Here is a 15328-nt window from a genome sequence, read left to right on the forward strand (position 1 = left end):
AACTAATATTTTGAAATATTTTTAAAATTGTAAATGTTTTTAAGCTAGTTTTTTATACTTTTGTTAATTATAAAACGCTTTCAGGATAAAACACATACAACAAATAACAATTATATGTGTTTTTCACCAACTACACCTTAAAATCTTCGCCCAAGTAGACCTGTTTCACAGTTTCATTTTCCAGAATTTCCTGTGGGGTTCCTTCGGCAATCACTGCACCTTCACTGACAATATAAGCACGCTCACAAATTGCCAATGTTTCGCGCACGTTATGATCGGTAATTAATACACCAATTCCGCGATCTTTAAGGGTGCTAATAATATCTTTAATATCCCCGACAGAAATCGGATCCACCCCGGCAAAAGGTTCATCCAGCAACATAAATTTCGGATCGGCAGCCAGAGCACGGGCAATTTCCGCACGACGTCGCTCACCACCGGAGACACTCATGCCCAGTGAATCTTTAATATGGGTAATTTTAAAATCAGCCAGCAGTTCGGTTAAACGCTGCTGACGCTGCTGCTTGTTTAAGTCTTTACGGGTTTCCAGAATCGACATGATATTTTCAGCAATGGTCAGTTTTCTGAAAATTGACGCCTCTTGTGGCAGGTAACCAATGCCTTTGCGCGCACGTTCATGCATGGCCAGGTCAGATAAATCCAGTTCATCCAGATGAATTTCCCCCTTGTCCATACGTACCAAGCCAACCACCATATAGAAGCTGGTGGTTTTACCAGCACCATTTGGGCCAAGCAGTCCAACAATCTGGCCACTTTGCATACAGAAAGAAACATCTTTCACCACCCAGCGCTTACTGTAGTTTTTGGCCAGGTGTTTGATTGTCAGAGTTTGTGGCTGTACGACCTGATCCATTAATCGCGTGCTCCCGGGAATGATTTTGAACTGGATGGTGGAATCACAATCTGTACGCGACCTGAAGATGATCCGGTGTTGTTTGGCGTACCAATGGCTTCAATATCGCCTTTGTTCATACTATAACGCAAGGTATTGCCGCGAATACTGGCCCCATCCTGCTGTAAAAATGCCCCGCCCGACAAAGTAATAATACCGGTTTCCGCATTGTAGACAATTTTCTGCGCCTGACCTTTGGCCAGACCTTTATTCGGGTCAGTCTTTTGCTGGAACTGTGCCGGACTACCATTGGCGGTAATGGTGCTGATTTCTTTTTTACTGTTCAGATTGGCCACAATTGAATTGGCCTGCAAGCGCATTGTGCCCTGCTCGATAATCACATTACCGGTATAGGTGGTAATACCGGTACGCTCATTAAATGTCGCACGGTCAGCCACCAGGGTAATTGGCTGGTTCCGGTCTGAAGGCAAGGCCCAGGCTGTAGCTGAGGACAATACTGCCAAACCTACAAGCGCGGCTTTCTTCAGGAAAGTACGAGGTGTTGCAAGCTTCGGATTAACGTTCATATGTTCCTCGAATATTAAAAAATTCGTATTGACCATCATTCAAATTGGCTTTCAGTCCTTGGCTTACAAATTCAGCTTGTGGAGACTGCACCATCACCTGTTTATCGGTTTCAATTTCCCGACTGTCCGGATAGCCCGTCAATTCTGTCGTCTGCAGTTCTAATTGACCTTGCGCTAAAATTTTGGTGGCACGTACCTGGTCAGATAACACTACTTTTTCATTGTCATTATAGCCATGTGCCTGCTTGGCATAAAAAGTGGCATCAACTTTCCCGTCTTTATACATGGACGCATTCAGGTTCTGTAATTGAGAGGTCTGCTTTTGCATATCCTGCTCTAAACGGTCAACCTGAGCGCGAACATATAAATTCCCCTGTTCATCGGTTTGAGTCAGGTTAATCTGCTCCGCCGTATAGGTCATACTTCTGGAACCCTCGGTATCCAGTTTATTGCCTTTACCGCTGTAATAGTAATAACCACCACTTACAGCTGCAATTGCAATCGCAGTAATATATAAAACTCGGGTATCCATAAGTGGGGTTTTAACTCAACTCAATCAGAGGAATATCTTATTAATGAGGGATCGCGGTATACTTTTCAAGTAACTGTTCGTATACGCCTTTTGACATTAGGATCATATCGCAGATTTCACGTACCGCACCGCGGCCACCCTGCGCCTGAGTCACCAGATCAGCACGACGACGCACTTCAACATGACCATTCGGCACCGTGACTTTCATTCCAGCAATAGCAAAGGCAGATAAATCTGGCCAGTCATCACCCATATATAGGCAGTCTTCTGGTGCCAGATTCAGCTGGGCACAGGCTTCACGTAAAGCTACGCCTTTATCTTCACGGCCCTGATAAATCAGGTCCACACCCAAGGCATTCATACGTTTTTCAACAATATGGCTGGTACGCCCGGTAATGATGATGACTTTCACCCCGGCCTGCTGCACCAGTTTCATGCCCAGACCATCACGAATATCAAAGTTTTTAATTTCATCACCGCTATTGGTTAAGGTAACAAAGCCATCACTTAAAATACCATCGACATCTAAAACCAAAGCCTCAACGTGACGTGCCTGTTCCAATAAAATATACGATGCCATTTTTTAATTTACCCCGGCCTGAATCAGGTCATGCATACTGATCACACCAATCACCTGATGTGCATCATTGACCACTACAAATTGATTAATTTTTTTATCGCGTAACTGTGCCAGTGCTTCAACCGCACGGGCTTCCTGAGAAATGGTCGCAGGCTGCTTGATCATGACTTCAGCCACCGGCAGATGAATATCAAAGCCCTGCTGTTTGTCGATTAAACGGCGCAAATCACCATCAGTGAAAATTCCCAATAAGGTGTCCTGTTCATCCACCACCGTGGTCAGCCCCAAACGCTTGTCGGAAATTTCATACAGCACTTTGTTCATTGGGGTTTCTGGCGCGACTTTTGGCAGCTCGGCGCCGGTATGCATTAAGTGTTTGACATGCAACAGCAAACGTTTACCCAACGCACCTGCTGGATGAGAACGGGCGAAATCATCTGCGGTAAAACCACGCGCATCAAGTAAGGCCACAGCCAGTGCATCCCCTAAGGCCAATGTTGCAGTGGTGCTCGAGGTCGGTGCCAGACCCAGCGGGCAGGCTTCCTGAATGTTCCCTAAAGTTAAAGCCACATCGGCATTTTGTGGCATTGGGCCGCTGTCATCTCCGCTGATGGTAATTAACGGCACTTGCAGATGTTTGATCAGCGGCATCAGCATCATGATTTCATCACTTTTGCCAGAATTGGAGATGGCAATCAGCACATCACCCCGTACCAGCATACCCAAATCGCCATGTCCTGCTTCGCCCGGATGCATAAAGAATGAAGGTGTACCGGTCGAGGCAAAAGTCGCCGCCATTTTACGGCCAATATGCCCGGATTTCCCCATACCGGTGATCACCACACGGCCTTTACATTGCAAAATAATTTCGCAGGCGCGGCTAAAGCGCTCGTCAATTTGTGTGGCCAGTGTTTGCAGAGCTTGTTCTTCTATACGCAAGGTACTGAGCGCCACACCTTGAAAATCAATCGGGTTTGACATGTTTTCAGAATTCAAATTTTTAACCTTCGTTCAGGGCTGAACGGTCTTCATTCAAGCAGAAATTAATTTTCGCAATTTTAGCATATCTATGCAAATGTCACGTTTTTAAATGTATAAGATTTCACACGATTTCTTCATGATTCCGCCTGTTGTTGATAAACCACAGCACAGGAAGATGGTGAACATCAATCTCATTTTTTTAGTTCAAGCAGTTAAGGCGATTTTTAGTAAAGATAAATGGATAATATTTCATATCTAGATAAAAACGCATAAAAAAAGCCTGAATCAGATGATTCAGGCTTTTTGAATTTTGGAGCGGGAAACGAGACTCGAACTCGCGACCCCAACCTTGGCAAGGTTGTGCTCTACCAACTGAGCTATTCCCGCAATATGGAAGTGCATTATAGAGAGTTTCATACAACTGTCAACTCTTTATGCTTCCAAGTGGTGATTTAATCAGCACGACGCCAAACGGTACCCTGACGGGTATCTTCCAGCACCACGCCCTGATCCAGTAAAGACTGACGGATTTCATCGGCACGGGCAAAGTTTTTGTCTTTTTTGGCATCTTTACGCTGTTGAATCAAATCTTCAATCTGTTCTTCAGATAAACCAAGCGCATCCTGACCAATGTCTGACTTCAGGAATTCATCGACATTGTGCTGTACCAAACCAAGAATATTGGTCAGATGACGCAAGGTGGCATAGAAGATTGCTGCCTGTTCGGCATTTTCTTCTTTCACCGCGCGGTTCAGTTCTTTATTGACTTCAAACAGCACTGCAATCGCTTCCGCGGTATTAAAATCATCCCGCATTGCGGTATTAAAGCGTTCGACCAATGTGTCATCTAGCGTTTCTAACAGCTTGTCGCCATACACGGCCTGATAGGCTTTAAATGAATGATAGAAACGGGACAGCGCCGTCTTGGCTTCTTTTAGTGCTACATCCGAGAAGTTCACCGGACTACGATAGTGTGAAGCCACGATGAAATAACGGATCACTTCCGGATGGAATTTCTCCATCACATCCCGAATGGTGAAGAAGTTGCCGAGCGATTTTGACATTTTCTCGCCATCGACATTAATAAAGCCCACATGCATCCAGTAATTAACATACTGCTCACCGGTAGAGGCTTCAGACTGGGCAATTTCATTTTCATGATGCGGGAACATCAGGTCTGAACCACCACCATGAATATCAAAATGATTGCCCAGGCAGCAGGTCGACATCGCCGAACATTCAATATGCCAGCCCGGACGACCTTTGCCCCACGGTGATGGCCAAGCCGGTTCATTTTCTTTGGCATGTTTCCAGAGCACAAAGTCAAATGGATGTTTTTTCTCTACTTCGACATCGACACGCTCTGAAGCACCAGCCTGCATATCTTCCAGTTTACGACCGGATAAACGGCCATATTTTGCAAATTTTTCAACCTGGAAATAAACATCACCATTTGAAGCCGGATAAGCGGTGCCCTTGTCAACCAGATTGCCAATCATGTTTTGCATCTGGTCGATATAGTCAGTGGCACGCGGTGCTTCATCCGGGGCCAGACAGCCAAGGTTTTCTGCATCTTCATTCATGGCCTGAATAAAGCGGTCGGTTAAAGCGGTAATACTCTCGCCATTTTCATTGGCACGTTTGATAATTTTGTCGTCAATATCGGTGATATTGCGTACATATTTGACTTTCCAGCCCTGACTCCGCAAGAAACGGATGATGTAGTCAAATGCAACCATGACACGCGCGTGACCAATATGACAGTAGTCATACACGGTCATACCGCAGACATACATGTCGATCTGTCCATCGACGCGTGGCACGAATTCTACTTTTTTGCGCTGCTCTGAGTTATAGAGAACAAATGGTTGCATAGCTGTTCAAAAGACTTCAAATAAAAGGATGGTTCATCTTAACCTAAGCATTATTTTTCATAAAGTTTTCTCGTTATTTTTATCAAAAATCACTTATGCGGGCTTAAACTCAGGCACAACCCGGCTATTATGAGGATGAGTGCCCAGTTGAACGGGCTTTTAGCTGCGCTAAGCTCTGGTAAATTTGCTGAGCGATTTCCTCTCGCAGCGTGGTCAAATCTTCAGAACCTAATCTCTGCCCGACCTCTACCGGTGGCAAAAACTGAAAATAAAAAGGTACCCGCTTGGGAATCAGGTGTTTCGGTAATGATGGAATCACATCGCCATGACGTAATAATTTATCCAGTTGAGGGACTTTGAGCAGTTTCTGAAACAGACGATGCTGCACCACGGTTCTGGCATCAAAACCAAACTCGAAAATATCATCAGGGCCAAAGGCAGCAAAAGGAATAATGTCGTACTGAAATTCCTGTGCCAACTGTAAAAAGCCGTAGCGCTGTTTCCAGATCAATTGATACTGCTCACCCGGATGTTTCAGCACTTCACGTCCGCCACCCGGAAAGACCAGAATCGAATAGCCCTGCTGCATCAAGGCACGCACATATTCACGCTGGCCATCGACTGCGCCGAACTTTTTGACAATATCGCGCCAGATTGGCAAATAAAAATGGCTGTGGTCGGCAATACTAACCACAGCCACCTGATGTTCATTGAACAGATAATCAATAATAACGGGGGCATCAAAAATCCCGTAAAGGGAATGATTGCCCACATACATGGCAGGTCGGGATGCATCAATATATTCACTGCCTAAAAAGGTCGGCGTGAAATAGCGTTTAGATAAGGCGCTCAGCGTCTTGATCCATTTTGCATCATGCTGGACCTGCAATCTCTGCCCCTTAAACCACGTGTTTTTGTACCAGGATACAGCCCACCGAGTAGCCGGCACCAAATGAACATAACACGCCATATTCGCCATCATTCACTTCATGCGCAGTACGATGCAAGGCAATGATGACCCCGGCAGATGAAGTATTGGCAAACTCATCAAGAATAATTGGCACCAACGCCGGATCTGCTTCCGCAGCCGCTTTACCAACCACCAGTTTCAGAATCAGTTCGTTCATGCTGGCATTGGCCTGATGCAACCAGAAACGTTTTACATCGGCTGGTGCAATCGCATTTTTCTCCAGCTGCGCGGTAATCATTTTCGCAACCAGTGGACACACTTCTTTAAAGACTTTACGGCCGTCCTGACGGAAACGCTTGTCATCAATATCGGCATTTTCAGACAGATTCAGGAAACCGAAGTTGTTACGGATGTTGTTCGAGAACTGGGTAAATAACTGAGTGTCCACAATTTCAAAACCGGTTTTGCTGTCGGTGTCTTCAATAATTGACGCAGTGGCAACATCGCCAAAAATAAAGTGGCTGTCACGCGAACGGAAATCATTGTGTGCCGATGTAATTTCGACATTCACCAGCAAGACACGGCGCGCACCGCTTTTAATGGCATCATACGCCTGTTTTAAACCAAAGGTTGCTGCTGAACAGGCCACGTTCATGTCATAGGCATAGCCCTGAATCCCGAGTGCAGTCTGAATTTCAATGGCCACCGCCGGATAGGCACGCTGCATATTCGAGCAGGCCAGAATCACCACATCAATGTCTTCAGCCGCGACACCGGCATTTTCCATTGCCTGTTTGGCTGCAATTACGCCCCACTCGGCCTGAAGCGAGATTTCATCATCAGCGCGTTCTTTTAAATGTGGACGTAAACGGTTTGGATCAAGCAGACCGGTTTTCTCTGACACGTAGCGACGTTTCACGCCAGAGGCTTTTTCAATAAATTCTGCACTTGAGCCACGGCGTGCTTCTAACTCGCCCGCTGCAATTTTGTCAGCATTGGCCGAGTTATACTGTTCCACATAAGCATTTAAACTTTCAACTAACTCTTCATTGGTAATGACATCTTCAGGATGGAATAAGCCCGTACCGGTAATGCGAATGCCCATGTAAAACTCCTTTTTGAAATTCTCTCTATCTTAACCGATTCCCAGCTTTTCCCATACTTTTTGTAGCCGGTTTGGCGAAATTGGCATCTTGGTCTTCATTGGCTGCGAGAATAACGAGATGCGCAATTCTTCCACCATAAAGTACAATTCTTTCAAGCGGCTGTCATTTTTAAACTTGAACAGTTTGTCCATCCACGGGTCAATCTGCACAATGGCGGCATCATCACGTTGCAGGTTATTCGGCAAACGTTCCAAACGCAGCACCAGCGCTTTCAGATAACGTGGATATTCGCTCCAGACGTCTGCTGGCTTGTTATACACGAAATCGGCCAGGTTCATGAGGTCCAGCTGATCTTCAATATCATCCATATTTTTGGCAAAGACCGACTCATCCAGCATCAGCATTTTACGGCGGATATCCTGCCATTGAATATAAATCTCATTAAAGCTGAACAGCGCTTTCTGTCCATGACTGAGGAATGATTTTTTTACCTCAAGTAGCAACGTTTGGAACTGTTCAGCGTTGACTGGCAAGTCATCAATTGACATCTGCAAGGTGGCATAGACCAGCATCTGTTCCAGCTGTGCTTTATCGCCCAACGGAGAATAAGCCAGCGCCAGCGGTTTAGAAATCTGTTTTTTCAGCTGGCGGATTAAATCACCCAGCTGCATATGAATCAGGCGAATCACCCCGGCCCGATGCTGTTTAATTGCCTCTGCCTGATCATTAAAGGTTTGAATCACCACACCAGATTCATCTTTCTGTTCCAGCGCAGCAAAGTCTTTGGTCGGTACCAGCGCCTGATACTGCTTGACCACCACGCCAGTGACTTTTTGCGAGGCTTCAAACACAAAGTTGTCAGGGAAGGTTTTAAATTCACCTTTCAGCTGTTTCACCGGACTATGGGTTTCGGTGCGGCAGCGGGCTTTCAACTCGCTCAGGTCACGGCCCTGTTCGATGACTCGGCCTTTTTCATCAATCACTTTAATAAACGGCAGCAAATACTGATCGATCCGTTCAAAGCTAAAGTCTTTTTCAGTGATCTGATCGCCGCGCAGCTGAAAAGCTAGGAAGCTGAAAATATGCTCACGCAGATGTGTCGCATCAATTCGCGCAGTCAGTTTGCGCGCAGTATCCGGAATTGGCACCAGGTTACGGCGTTTATCTTTCGGTAAGGCTTTAAGTAGCGCTTCAATCAGCTCTTCACGCCAGCCCGGAATCCCCCAGGACCAGATGTTTTCATCGACCTGTGGCAGGGCCTGAACCGGAATTTTTACCGTTGCGCCATCTTCATCATGGCTCGGATCAAAACGGTAGCTAGCCGCCAGACGCAATTCGCCATTACGCAGATAATCCGGGAATTGCTGCGTGGTCGGGCGATCATTCAGCCACAAGGCATCATCATCAACAAATAAATAACGTGGCTCTTTCGGCTCGACGGTCGCGCGCCAGTCTTCAAAAGAACGGCGGCTGGCCACATCTGTCGGCACTTTTGCGGCATAGAACTGATAGATGGTTTCTTCATCTACCACCAGATCGCGGCGGCGCAGCTTGTCTTCGACCCGCTCCACTTCTTCCAGTTTGAGTAAATTATGCTTTAAGAACGGCGGCATAATTCCCAAGTTACCGGTAGTCAAGGCATCGCGCAGGAAAATCTCATGCGCCGCCGGCTGATCGACCTTTTCATAATTCACCTGACGTTTCGGTTCAATGATTAAACCAAACAGTGAAATCTGATCATAGGCATTGACCACTCCGGCTTTTTTCGACCAGTGCGGTTCAAAATAATGATGTTTTAACAGATCACGCGCCGCCAGAAGAATCCACTCCGGCTCAATTTTGGCCAGGGTTCGCAAATACACCTGTGAGGTTTCCACCATCTCAAAAGCCATCACCCACGGGGTATTGGTCTTATGCAAGGTTGAGGCCGGGAAAACCCGCGCTTTTTGCTGACGCACTGCCATAAACACATTACGTTCATCGGTTTTATTGGCAATAAACGATAACAGTCCGGTTAATAAAGCCCGGTGCAGATTTTCATAACTGGCTTTCTTTTCATTGAAAGACAGTTTTAAACCCTGTGCCAGATCGACCAGCTGCTCATGGGTTTTCTTCCATTCACGTAAACGTAACCAGCTCAGGAAATGGTTACGGGCAAAGCTTCGGCGCTTGTTTTCACTCAAGTCACGATTGGCCAGCAAGGCATCCCAGAGTTTGAGATAAAACAGGAAATCGGAATCGGCTTCACGGAACAAGGCATGTTTTTGATCGGCCTGCATCTGTTTGTCGGCCGGGCGTTCCCGTGGGTCCTGCACCGCCAGTGCCGCCACAATTACCAGAATTTCATTTAAGGCACCAAAATGTGCCCCGCCCAGAATCATTCGTGCCAGACGTGGATCAATCGGCATTTTTGCCATTTGCTGGCCAATTTTGGTTAAGGAATCTCCCCCAACCCCTCTTTTAGACAGAGGGAGATTATTATTTTCGTCAGTCGCTTTAGACGGATTCGCTTTCTTCTCCGTCATTGCGCCAAGCTCAATCAAAAGCTTGCGACCATCATTGACCAGTCGATGATCTGGGGGCTCGATAAAATCAAAATCTTCCAGCGAACCGAGGCCCAGACTTTGCATCTGCAAAATCACCGAAGCTAAGTTGGTGCGTTTAATTTCCGGTTCGGTAAATTCCGGACGGCTTAAGAAATCTTCTTCCGAATACAGACGGATACAGACACCCGGTGCAATACGGCCACAACGACCTTTACGCTGATTGGCTGCGGCTTGCGAAACTGCTTCAATGGGCAAACGCTGTACACGTGAACGATAGTTATAACGTGAAATCCGGGCAAAACCACTGTCAATCACATAGCGGATATTCGGTACAGTTAACGCCGTTTCCGCGACGTTGGTAGCAATAATAATCCGTCGGCCACCGCCCGATGGATTAAAGATTTTCTGCTGCTCGGCCAGGGCCAGACGTGCATATAGCGGCAACACTTCCGTATGGCGCGGGCCATGCTTGATCAAGGTTTCCTGTAATTCACGAATTTCCTGCTCGGTGCTGGCAAACACCAGAATATCGGCATGTTCAGGATGACCTTTTTCCTGTGCATCGGCAAAGCATTCTTCCACCGCCTGCACCACTGCACGCGGCAGGTTTTCTTCAAAGTCATCAAACTCATCATCATCACTGCCGCCAATGCTCAGTTCGGAAATGGGACGGTAACGTACCTCAACCGGATAGCTGCGCCCTTCGACTTCAAAAATCGGCGCGCCATTAAAGTAATTGCTGAAACGGTTTACGTCCAAAGTCGCTGAGGTAATGATGACTTTGAGATCTTTACGCCGTGGCAACAGCTGCTTTAAATAACCCATGATGAAGTCAATATTCAGGGAACGTTCATGCGCTTCATCAATAATAATGGTGTCGTATTTGCTTAAGTAACGGTCATTGGCCAGCTCTGCCAGTAAAATACCATCGGTCATTAAGCGGACAAGCGAATCCTGCGAGCCCTGTTCATTAAAACGGACTTTAAAGGAAATGGATTCACCAAGTTTTTCACCGACTTCTTCGGCAATCCGCTGCGAGACACTGCGCGCGGCCAGACGACGCGGCTGGGTATGACCAATCAGACCGGTTAAACCGCGCCCGGCCAGCATGGCAATTTGCGGCAACTGGGTAGTTTTCCCCGAACCGGTTTCCCCCGCCACAATAATCACCTGATGTTTTTGAATTGCCTCAACCAGCTTGTCGGCGTATTGGGTGACCGGCAAATCCTGATTCAGTTTGATGTTTGGAATACGGCCCAGGCGTTCCCGAACTTTCAGATTGGATTTTTCAAATAGCTCAGAATATTGTTTTTCATTTGCATCTTTTCCTTTACGCAGTCGATTTAAACGATGACGGTCACGCGCCATAACGAGTTGATCTACATTTAAATGACTCTGCACAGAACAAGATTCCTAATTTAAATAAAAAAATATCAATCGGCTATTTTACGCTGTAATGACAGCCAGCGGAAGAATCCGCCCATGAAATGAACGAACAGACCCTCCAGCCTGTCTGCTTTTGCAGCGAATCCGCTGTCCGCAAACTGAGTACGGTGGCTTCTAGATTGTGACGATGACGAACATTTCCAAGCAGTCTGCCTAAAAATAAAAAATATTTTTGCTTTACCCTTGAATTTTACCGAGCTTGACATCATGTTTGATGAGGAATGAAAAAGGTGTACTTTTTAATTGTCATGTGGTCATCATATTTTTCGGCTACATAATAATACACACCGCCTGAATATGGCTTAAACAATCATCAATTCGGTTTTTCCGATGGTGGTAATGTAAAAATACCATTTCAGCAATAAAGCAAATTTCTATAATCTAATTGAAATTCAAAACAAACCTCAATCATGGAGACAATGATGAGCTTAATTAATACTGAAGTTAAACCATTTAAAGCAAATGCCTACCACAACGGACAATTCGTTGAAGTAACTGAAGCTGATCTTAAAGGCAAATGGTCAGTTGTATTCTTCTACCCAGCTGACTTCACTTTCGTTTGCCCAACTGAGCTTGGTGACCTTGCTGACAACTACGCTGAATTCCAAAAATTAGGCGTTGAAATCTATGCAGTTTCTACTGACACTCACTTCACGCACAAAGCTTGGCACGATTCTTCAGAAGAAATCAAAAAAATCCAATACGTAATGGTTGGCGACCCAACTTGGACACTGTCTAAAAACTTCGAAGTATTAATTGAAGCTGACGGTCTTGCTGATCGTGGTACTTTCGTCATCGATCCAGAAGGCAAAATCCAGATCATCGAAATCAACGCGGGTGGTATCGGCCGTGACGCGCAAGAACTTCTTCGCAAAGTAAAAGCTGCTCAATACGTTCACGCTCACCCAGGTGAAGTTTGCCCAGCAAAATGGAAAGAAGGCGACGCAACACTTGCTCCTTCAATCGACCTAGTTGGTAAAATCTAATCTGTATTAGATTAAACTGATTGAAAAAAACCACGCTTGATCGCGTGGTTTTTTATTGATGCGCTTACATTTTTACTCAATTTTAGCTGCTGTAGATTCTTTTTATTTTCATCTGCGTTGATTAAGCTACTGAAAAATGCGCTATGGATAGACCGATGAAAACCCTATTAATTGCAGCCTTATTCACCACCCTGTCCCTGCCGGCCTGGGCTGATGTGCAGTGTAGCGGCAGCTTAAAAGATCGTTCGATTTCCGACAATATTTTCATTGGCAAGCAATGCACCTTAATTAATGTGCAGGTCGATGGCAATGTCATGCTGGCCGATGGTGCCAAAGCCATTCTCCGAAACAGCCATATTGATGGCAATCTGGAATCCAAAGGCCGTTTTGCACAGCTGGTGGCGACCAATAACCGCATTGAAGGCAATATTCAACTGGAACGCGGCAAGCTGACCCAGCTGCACAATAACCGTGTAAATGGCAATATCCAGCTCAAAAACAATCGGGGTACACTGAACATTAGCCGTAATCAGGTCGATGGCAATCTGGAATGTGAAAATAACGCGACACCACCGGTGGGTGGACGTAACACGGTACAGGGCGATAAAACAGGACAATGCCGCCGTTTATAAAGCTGGATAGTTTTATGATAGATGATGGCTTAATGATAGATAAAGTATCATCCATCTACAGTCACCGGATTATCAGGAACTGGCGGCAAGCCATGAATTACCTGATGAATAAGCTGTAATTTTTCCATTACCTTCGGACTAATCACAAAGGGATAAAAATCTTCCTGCCCCATACTCCGATTCACACTATTCATGGCAAAAGCCACTGGTAACCAGGCCTGAAAAATCTCGTTAAAGTCGGTCAGAAAATACGGATTTTCACGCTGCTTGAAGTACATAAAATGCTGCTCTTCATGCACAATTTGCGGATGAATACTCATGCCAAAAGAAGTTGCCGTTTCCAGCACATCAACAATATGTAAATAATGCGCCCAGCTTTCCGCCCAGTCTTCCCACGGATGCATGGTGGCATAGGCACTAATATAGGCATCCATCCAGTTGCTTGGTACGCCGTGCTGATAATAGTCCTTCACCGCCTGCTGATAACAGGCGCGCTCATCCCCAAACAGTTGCCGAAAGCGTGCCAGATAACCACTGTCCGCCACCAGAACATCCCAATAATAATGGCCAATTTCATGCCGGAAATGCCCCAGCAAAGTCCGGTACACTTCGGCCATATTCTGCTTGGCCATCATCCGCTCGACATCATCGGCTTCGGCAATATTTAAAGTAATCACCCCGCTGGCATGACCGGTCATGACTTTAGGTGCACGATCATCATTCGGATTGGCCTTAAAGTCGAACACCAGCCCACGTTCAGGACTTTCCAGCTTGCTCAGTAAAGGTAAATTCCAGCGCAGCAAGGCATAAACCAGACGATGCTTGGCCAGCTCGATTTTTTGCCAGCGGCAGTAATATTGCGGCTGGTTTAAATCCGGGATAATCCGGTTTAAACGGCAGGCCGGGCAAAACTGCTCCGGACTGTCAAACGGAATAATCCAGTTACAGACCTGATGCTGATGATTCTGGCAAAAACGGTAAGCCTTTTGCGTGACCGCTTCAACAAATTCCCCTGCCCGCTGGCCCGGTTGCAACGCCAGCATATGCATATATTGCGCGTCAAAACCTAAATGATGCTGGCACACGGTACACTGGGTATTGTCGAAATAAATCGGATGCTGACAATAACTACACTGAAAAAGTTGCATGAGAATGGCTCAGTCGATTGTTTTTATTACAGAGATGCCGCTCAGCTTAGAAGATTCTGATTTTTCTGAGTGTAGTTTTTTGCAGTGAATGTTTAGTGTTGCTGCAACCGTGGTGCAGATTGTCCCCCATACGCTGCGCTTTGACCGGGAGTGTTGGCACACAACACTCGACTTTCGCGGATAAAGTTGAAAATTCTTACAAATCAGTAATACATCCGGCTCTGCATTTGGCATATGGTCAAACTATAACGATTCCAAACACAATAAAGGAGGAATGGCTAATGGAAACTGTCCTGACTGTAACCTTCTGCAAATACAATACCTCAACGCGCTACTTAAAAATATTTTATAACAATGGGTTGGCAGAGCTTTATCATCCTGTGCCAGAATTTATCTATAACAATCTGCTACGCAGTCATGATAAAGCTGCTTTTGTGCAAAAATATCTGGAGTACGATTTACACTTTAACAAGGTCTCGTTGCGACCTTGAATTGAGGTGCAGCAATTTCACCTCTCACATCATTTCCTGAACCAGTTTAAAACGCGGTAATTCACGATCATCTTCCAGACTGATCGATTCGGTAAACATGCTCAGTGGTCGAACCCAAATGGAATAATCACCATATAAACACTGGTAGACCACCAGCTTTTCCTCGGTTTCACTGTGCGTGGCCACATGCAACACCTGATACAACTGCCCTTTATAATGCTGATAAATGCCTCGGCTTAAACTCATCTTGATACTCACCTTTGTAATTTTAAATGCCATTGCTCAGGATAATGCCTAGTTTTAGTCACAAATAGCAAATCTTTGATTTTCTTATTGTCAATTCTTGAAAATTCCAGTGACAAGCCACATCTTAGAAGATAAAGCCATACATTTTTATGTGCAACTTCTGCATAAATACATGATTTTTATTATTTGATTTAAAAAACCGATTGTTTTGATAAAAACAAACCGTTTCACCAATTAAATATTTTCTCCTATCATGTCTTTATCAAATACATTTTACTCCTCTGGAGACGTTAGCAATGTTAGATCAAAATACCACAGCCCAATTAAAAGCCTTGTTAGAACGCCTTGAAGGTCCAATCGAATTAGTGGCCACTTTAGATAGCTCTGACAAATCAGACAAAATCAAAGAA

14 protein-coding genes, 1 tRNA gene and 1 pseudogene are annotated in these 15328 nt (G+C 45.5%); 4 read left to right on the forward strand and 12 right to left on the reverse strand.

The annotated features are described in order from the left end of the window. Positions 1-130 precede the first annotated feature (130 nt). The 10 genes from lptB to hrpA form a co-directional block, all read right to left on the reverse strand. On the reverse strand, positions 131-874 hold the full coding sequence (gene lptB, locus FTU69_RS10650) for an LPS export ABC transporter ATP-binding protein (RefSeq protein WP_005178814.1): 744 nt from the start codon (positions 872-874) through the stop codon (positions 131-133). After that, positions 874-1440 (reverse strand): lipopolysaccharide transport periplasmic protein LptA, encoded by a 567-nt coding sequence (gene lptA, locus FTU69_RS10655; RefSeq protein WP_005178815.1) that lies wholly within the window; start codon positions 1438-1440, stop codon positions 874-876. The genes lptB and lptA overlap by 1 nt, the downstream gene beginning before the upstream one ends. Beyond that, on the reverse strand, positions 1430-1972 hold the full coding sequence (lptC, locus tag FTU69_RS10660; protein ID WP_016659120.1) for an LPS export ABC transporter periplasmic protein LptC: 543 nt from the start codon (positions 1970-1972) through the stop codon (positions 1430-1432). The genes lptA and lptC overlap by 11 nt, the downstream gene beginning before the upstream one ends. 40 nt (positions 1973-2012) lie before the next feature. Next, on the reverse strand, positions 2013-2552 hold the full coding sequence (locus tag FTU69_RS10665) for an HAD family hydrolase (protein WP_005178818.1): 540 nt from the start codon (positions 2550-2552) through the stop codon (positions 2013-2015). Between the two features lie 3 nt (positions 2553-2555). Then, positions 2556-3533, reverse strand: coding sequence for an SIS domain-containing protein (locus FTU69_RS10670; protein ID WP_005178820.1), 978 nt, complete (start codon positions 3531-3533; stop codon positions 2556-2558). Positions 3534-3844: 311 nt separating this feature from the next. Further along, positions 3845-3920 (reverse strand) — tRNA-Gly (locus tag FTU69_RS10675). A gap of 65 nt (positions 3921-3985) precedes the next feature. After that, entirely contained in the window at positions 3986-5407 is a 1422-nt protein-coding gene (gene cysS / locus FTU69_RS10680) for a cysteine--tRNA ligase (RefSeq protein WP_180103861.1), read from the reverse strand. Between the two features lie 127 nt (positions 5408-5534). Beyond that, a complete protein-coding gene (locus tag FTU69_RS10685; RefSeq protein ID WP_127798774.1) occupies positions 5535-6296 on the reverse strand; it encodes a lysophospholipid acyltransferase family protein in 762 nt (253 codons plus the stop codon). Between the two features lie 10 nt (positions 6297-6306). Beyond that, on the reverse strand, positions 6307-7422 hold the full coding sequence (locus tag FTU69_RS10690; protein ID WP_005178828.1) for a beta-ketoacyl-ACP synthase III: 1116 nt from the start codon (positions 7420-7422) through the stop codon (positions 6307-6309). Between the two features lie 30 nt (positions 7423-7452). Continuing rightward, complete coding sequence (gene hrpA / locus FTU69_RS10695) at positions 7453-11370, reverse strand: ATP-dependent RNA helicase HrpA (RefSeq protein WP_180103862.1); 3918 nt, start codon at positions 11368-11370, stop codon at positions 7453-7455. A gap of 467 nt (positions 11371-11837) precedes the next feature. Here hrpA and ahpC point away from each other — a divergent pair, with 467 nt between their 5' ends. Further along, a complete protein-coding gene (ahpC, locus tag FTU69_RS10700; RefSeq protein ID WP_005178834.1) occupies positions 11838-12401 on the forward strand; it encodes an alkyl hydroperoxide reductase subunit C in 564 nt (187 codons plus the stop codon). 155 nt (positions 12402-12556) lie between these two features. Continuing rightward, positions 12557-13033 (forward strand): hypothetical protein, encoded by a 477-nt coding sequence (locus FTU69_RS10705; RefSeq protein WP_163141726.1) that lies wholly within the window; start codon positions 12557-12559, stop codon positions 13031-13033. Between the two features lie 47 nt (positions 13034-13080). On the opposite strand, the gene FTU69_RS10710 is transcribed toward FTU69_RS10705, so the two are convergent. Further along, positions 13081-14181, reverse strand: a complete 1101-nt coding sequence (locus tag FTU69_RS10710) for a putative zinc-binding metallopeptidase (RefSeq protein ID WP_163145704.1) — start codon at positions 14179-14181, stop codon at positions 13081-13083. 281 nt (positions 14182-14462) lie between these two features. Here FTU69_RS10710 and FTU69_RS10715 point away from each other — a divergent pair, with 281 nt between their 5' ends. Continuing rightward, positions 14463-14672: a KTSC domain-containing protein gene (locus FTU69_RS10715; RefSeq protein WP_005178841.1), complete on the forward strand. Its 210-nt coding sequence runs from the start codon at positions 14463-14465 to the stop codon at positions 14670-14672. A gap of 24 nt (positions 14673-14696) precedes the next feature. On the opposite strand, the gene FTU69_RS10720 is transcribed toward FTU69_RS10715, so the two are convergent. Further along, a complete protein-coding gene (locus FTU69_RS10720; protein WP_005178842.1) occupies positions 14697-14918 on the reverse strand; it encodes a DUF1653 domain-containing protein in 222 nt (73 codons plus the stop codon). Positions 14919-15214: 296 nt separating this feature from the next. Here FTU69_RS10720 and FTU69_RS10725 point away from each other — a divergent pair. Then, positions 15215-15328, forward strand: a pseudogene (locus FTU69_RS10725) (alkyl hydroperoxide reductase); the annotation flags it as partial.

Source organism: Acinetobacter sp. YH12134, from assembly GCF_013418555.1.
GTDB classification, from domain to species: domain Bacteria; phylum Pseudomonadota; class Gammaproteobacteria; order Pseudomonadales; family Moraxellaceae; genus Acinetobacter; species Acinetobacter indicus.

Coding starts and splice junctions, on each gene's coding strand:
- lptB (WP_005178814.1), bottom strand. CDS start 874: ATGGATCAGGTCGTACAGCCACAAACTCTGACAATCAAACACCTGGCC.
- lptA (WP_005178815.1), bottom strand. CDS start 1,440: ATGAACGTTAATCCGAAGCTTGCAACACCTCGTACTTTCCTGAAGAAA.
- lptC (WP_016659120.1), bottom strand. CDS start 1,972: ATGGATACCCGAGTTTTATATATTACTGCGATTGCAATTGCAGCTGTA.
- FTU69_RS10665 (WP_005178818.1), bottom strand. CDS start 2,552: ATGGCATCGTATATTTTATTGGAACAGGCACGTCACGTTGAGGCTTTG.
- FTU69_RS10670 (WP_005178820.1), bottom strand. CDS start 3,533: ATGTCAAACCCGATTGATTTTCAAGGTGTGGCGCTCAGTACCTTGCGT.
- cysS (WP_180103861.1), bottom strand. CDS start 5,407: ATGCAACCATTTGTTCTCTATAACTCAGAGCAGCGCAAAAAAGTAGAA.
- FTU69_RS10690 (WP_005178828.1), bottom strand. CDS start 7,422: ATGGGCATTCGCATTACCGGTACGGGCTTATTCCATCCTGAAGATGTC.
- ahpC (WP_005178834.1), top strand. CDS start 11,838: ATGAGCTTAATTAATACTGAAGTTAAACCATTTAAAGCAAATGCCTAC.
- FTU69_RS10705 (WP_163141726.1), top strand. CDS start 12,557: ATGAAAACCCTATTAATTGCAGCCTTATTCACCACCCTGTCCCTGCCG.
- FTU69_RS10710 (WP_163145704.1), bottom strand. CDS start 14,181: ATGCAACTTTTTCAGTGTAGTTATTGTCAGCATCCGATTTATTTCGAC.
- FTU69_RS10715 (WP_005178841.1), top strand. CDS start 14,463: ATGGAAACTGTCCTGACTGTAACCTTCTGCAAATACAATACCTCAACG.
- FTU69_RS10720 (WP_005178842.1), bottom strand. CDS start 14,918: ATGAGTTTAAGCCGAGGCATTTATCAGCATTATAAAGGGCAGTTGTAT.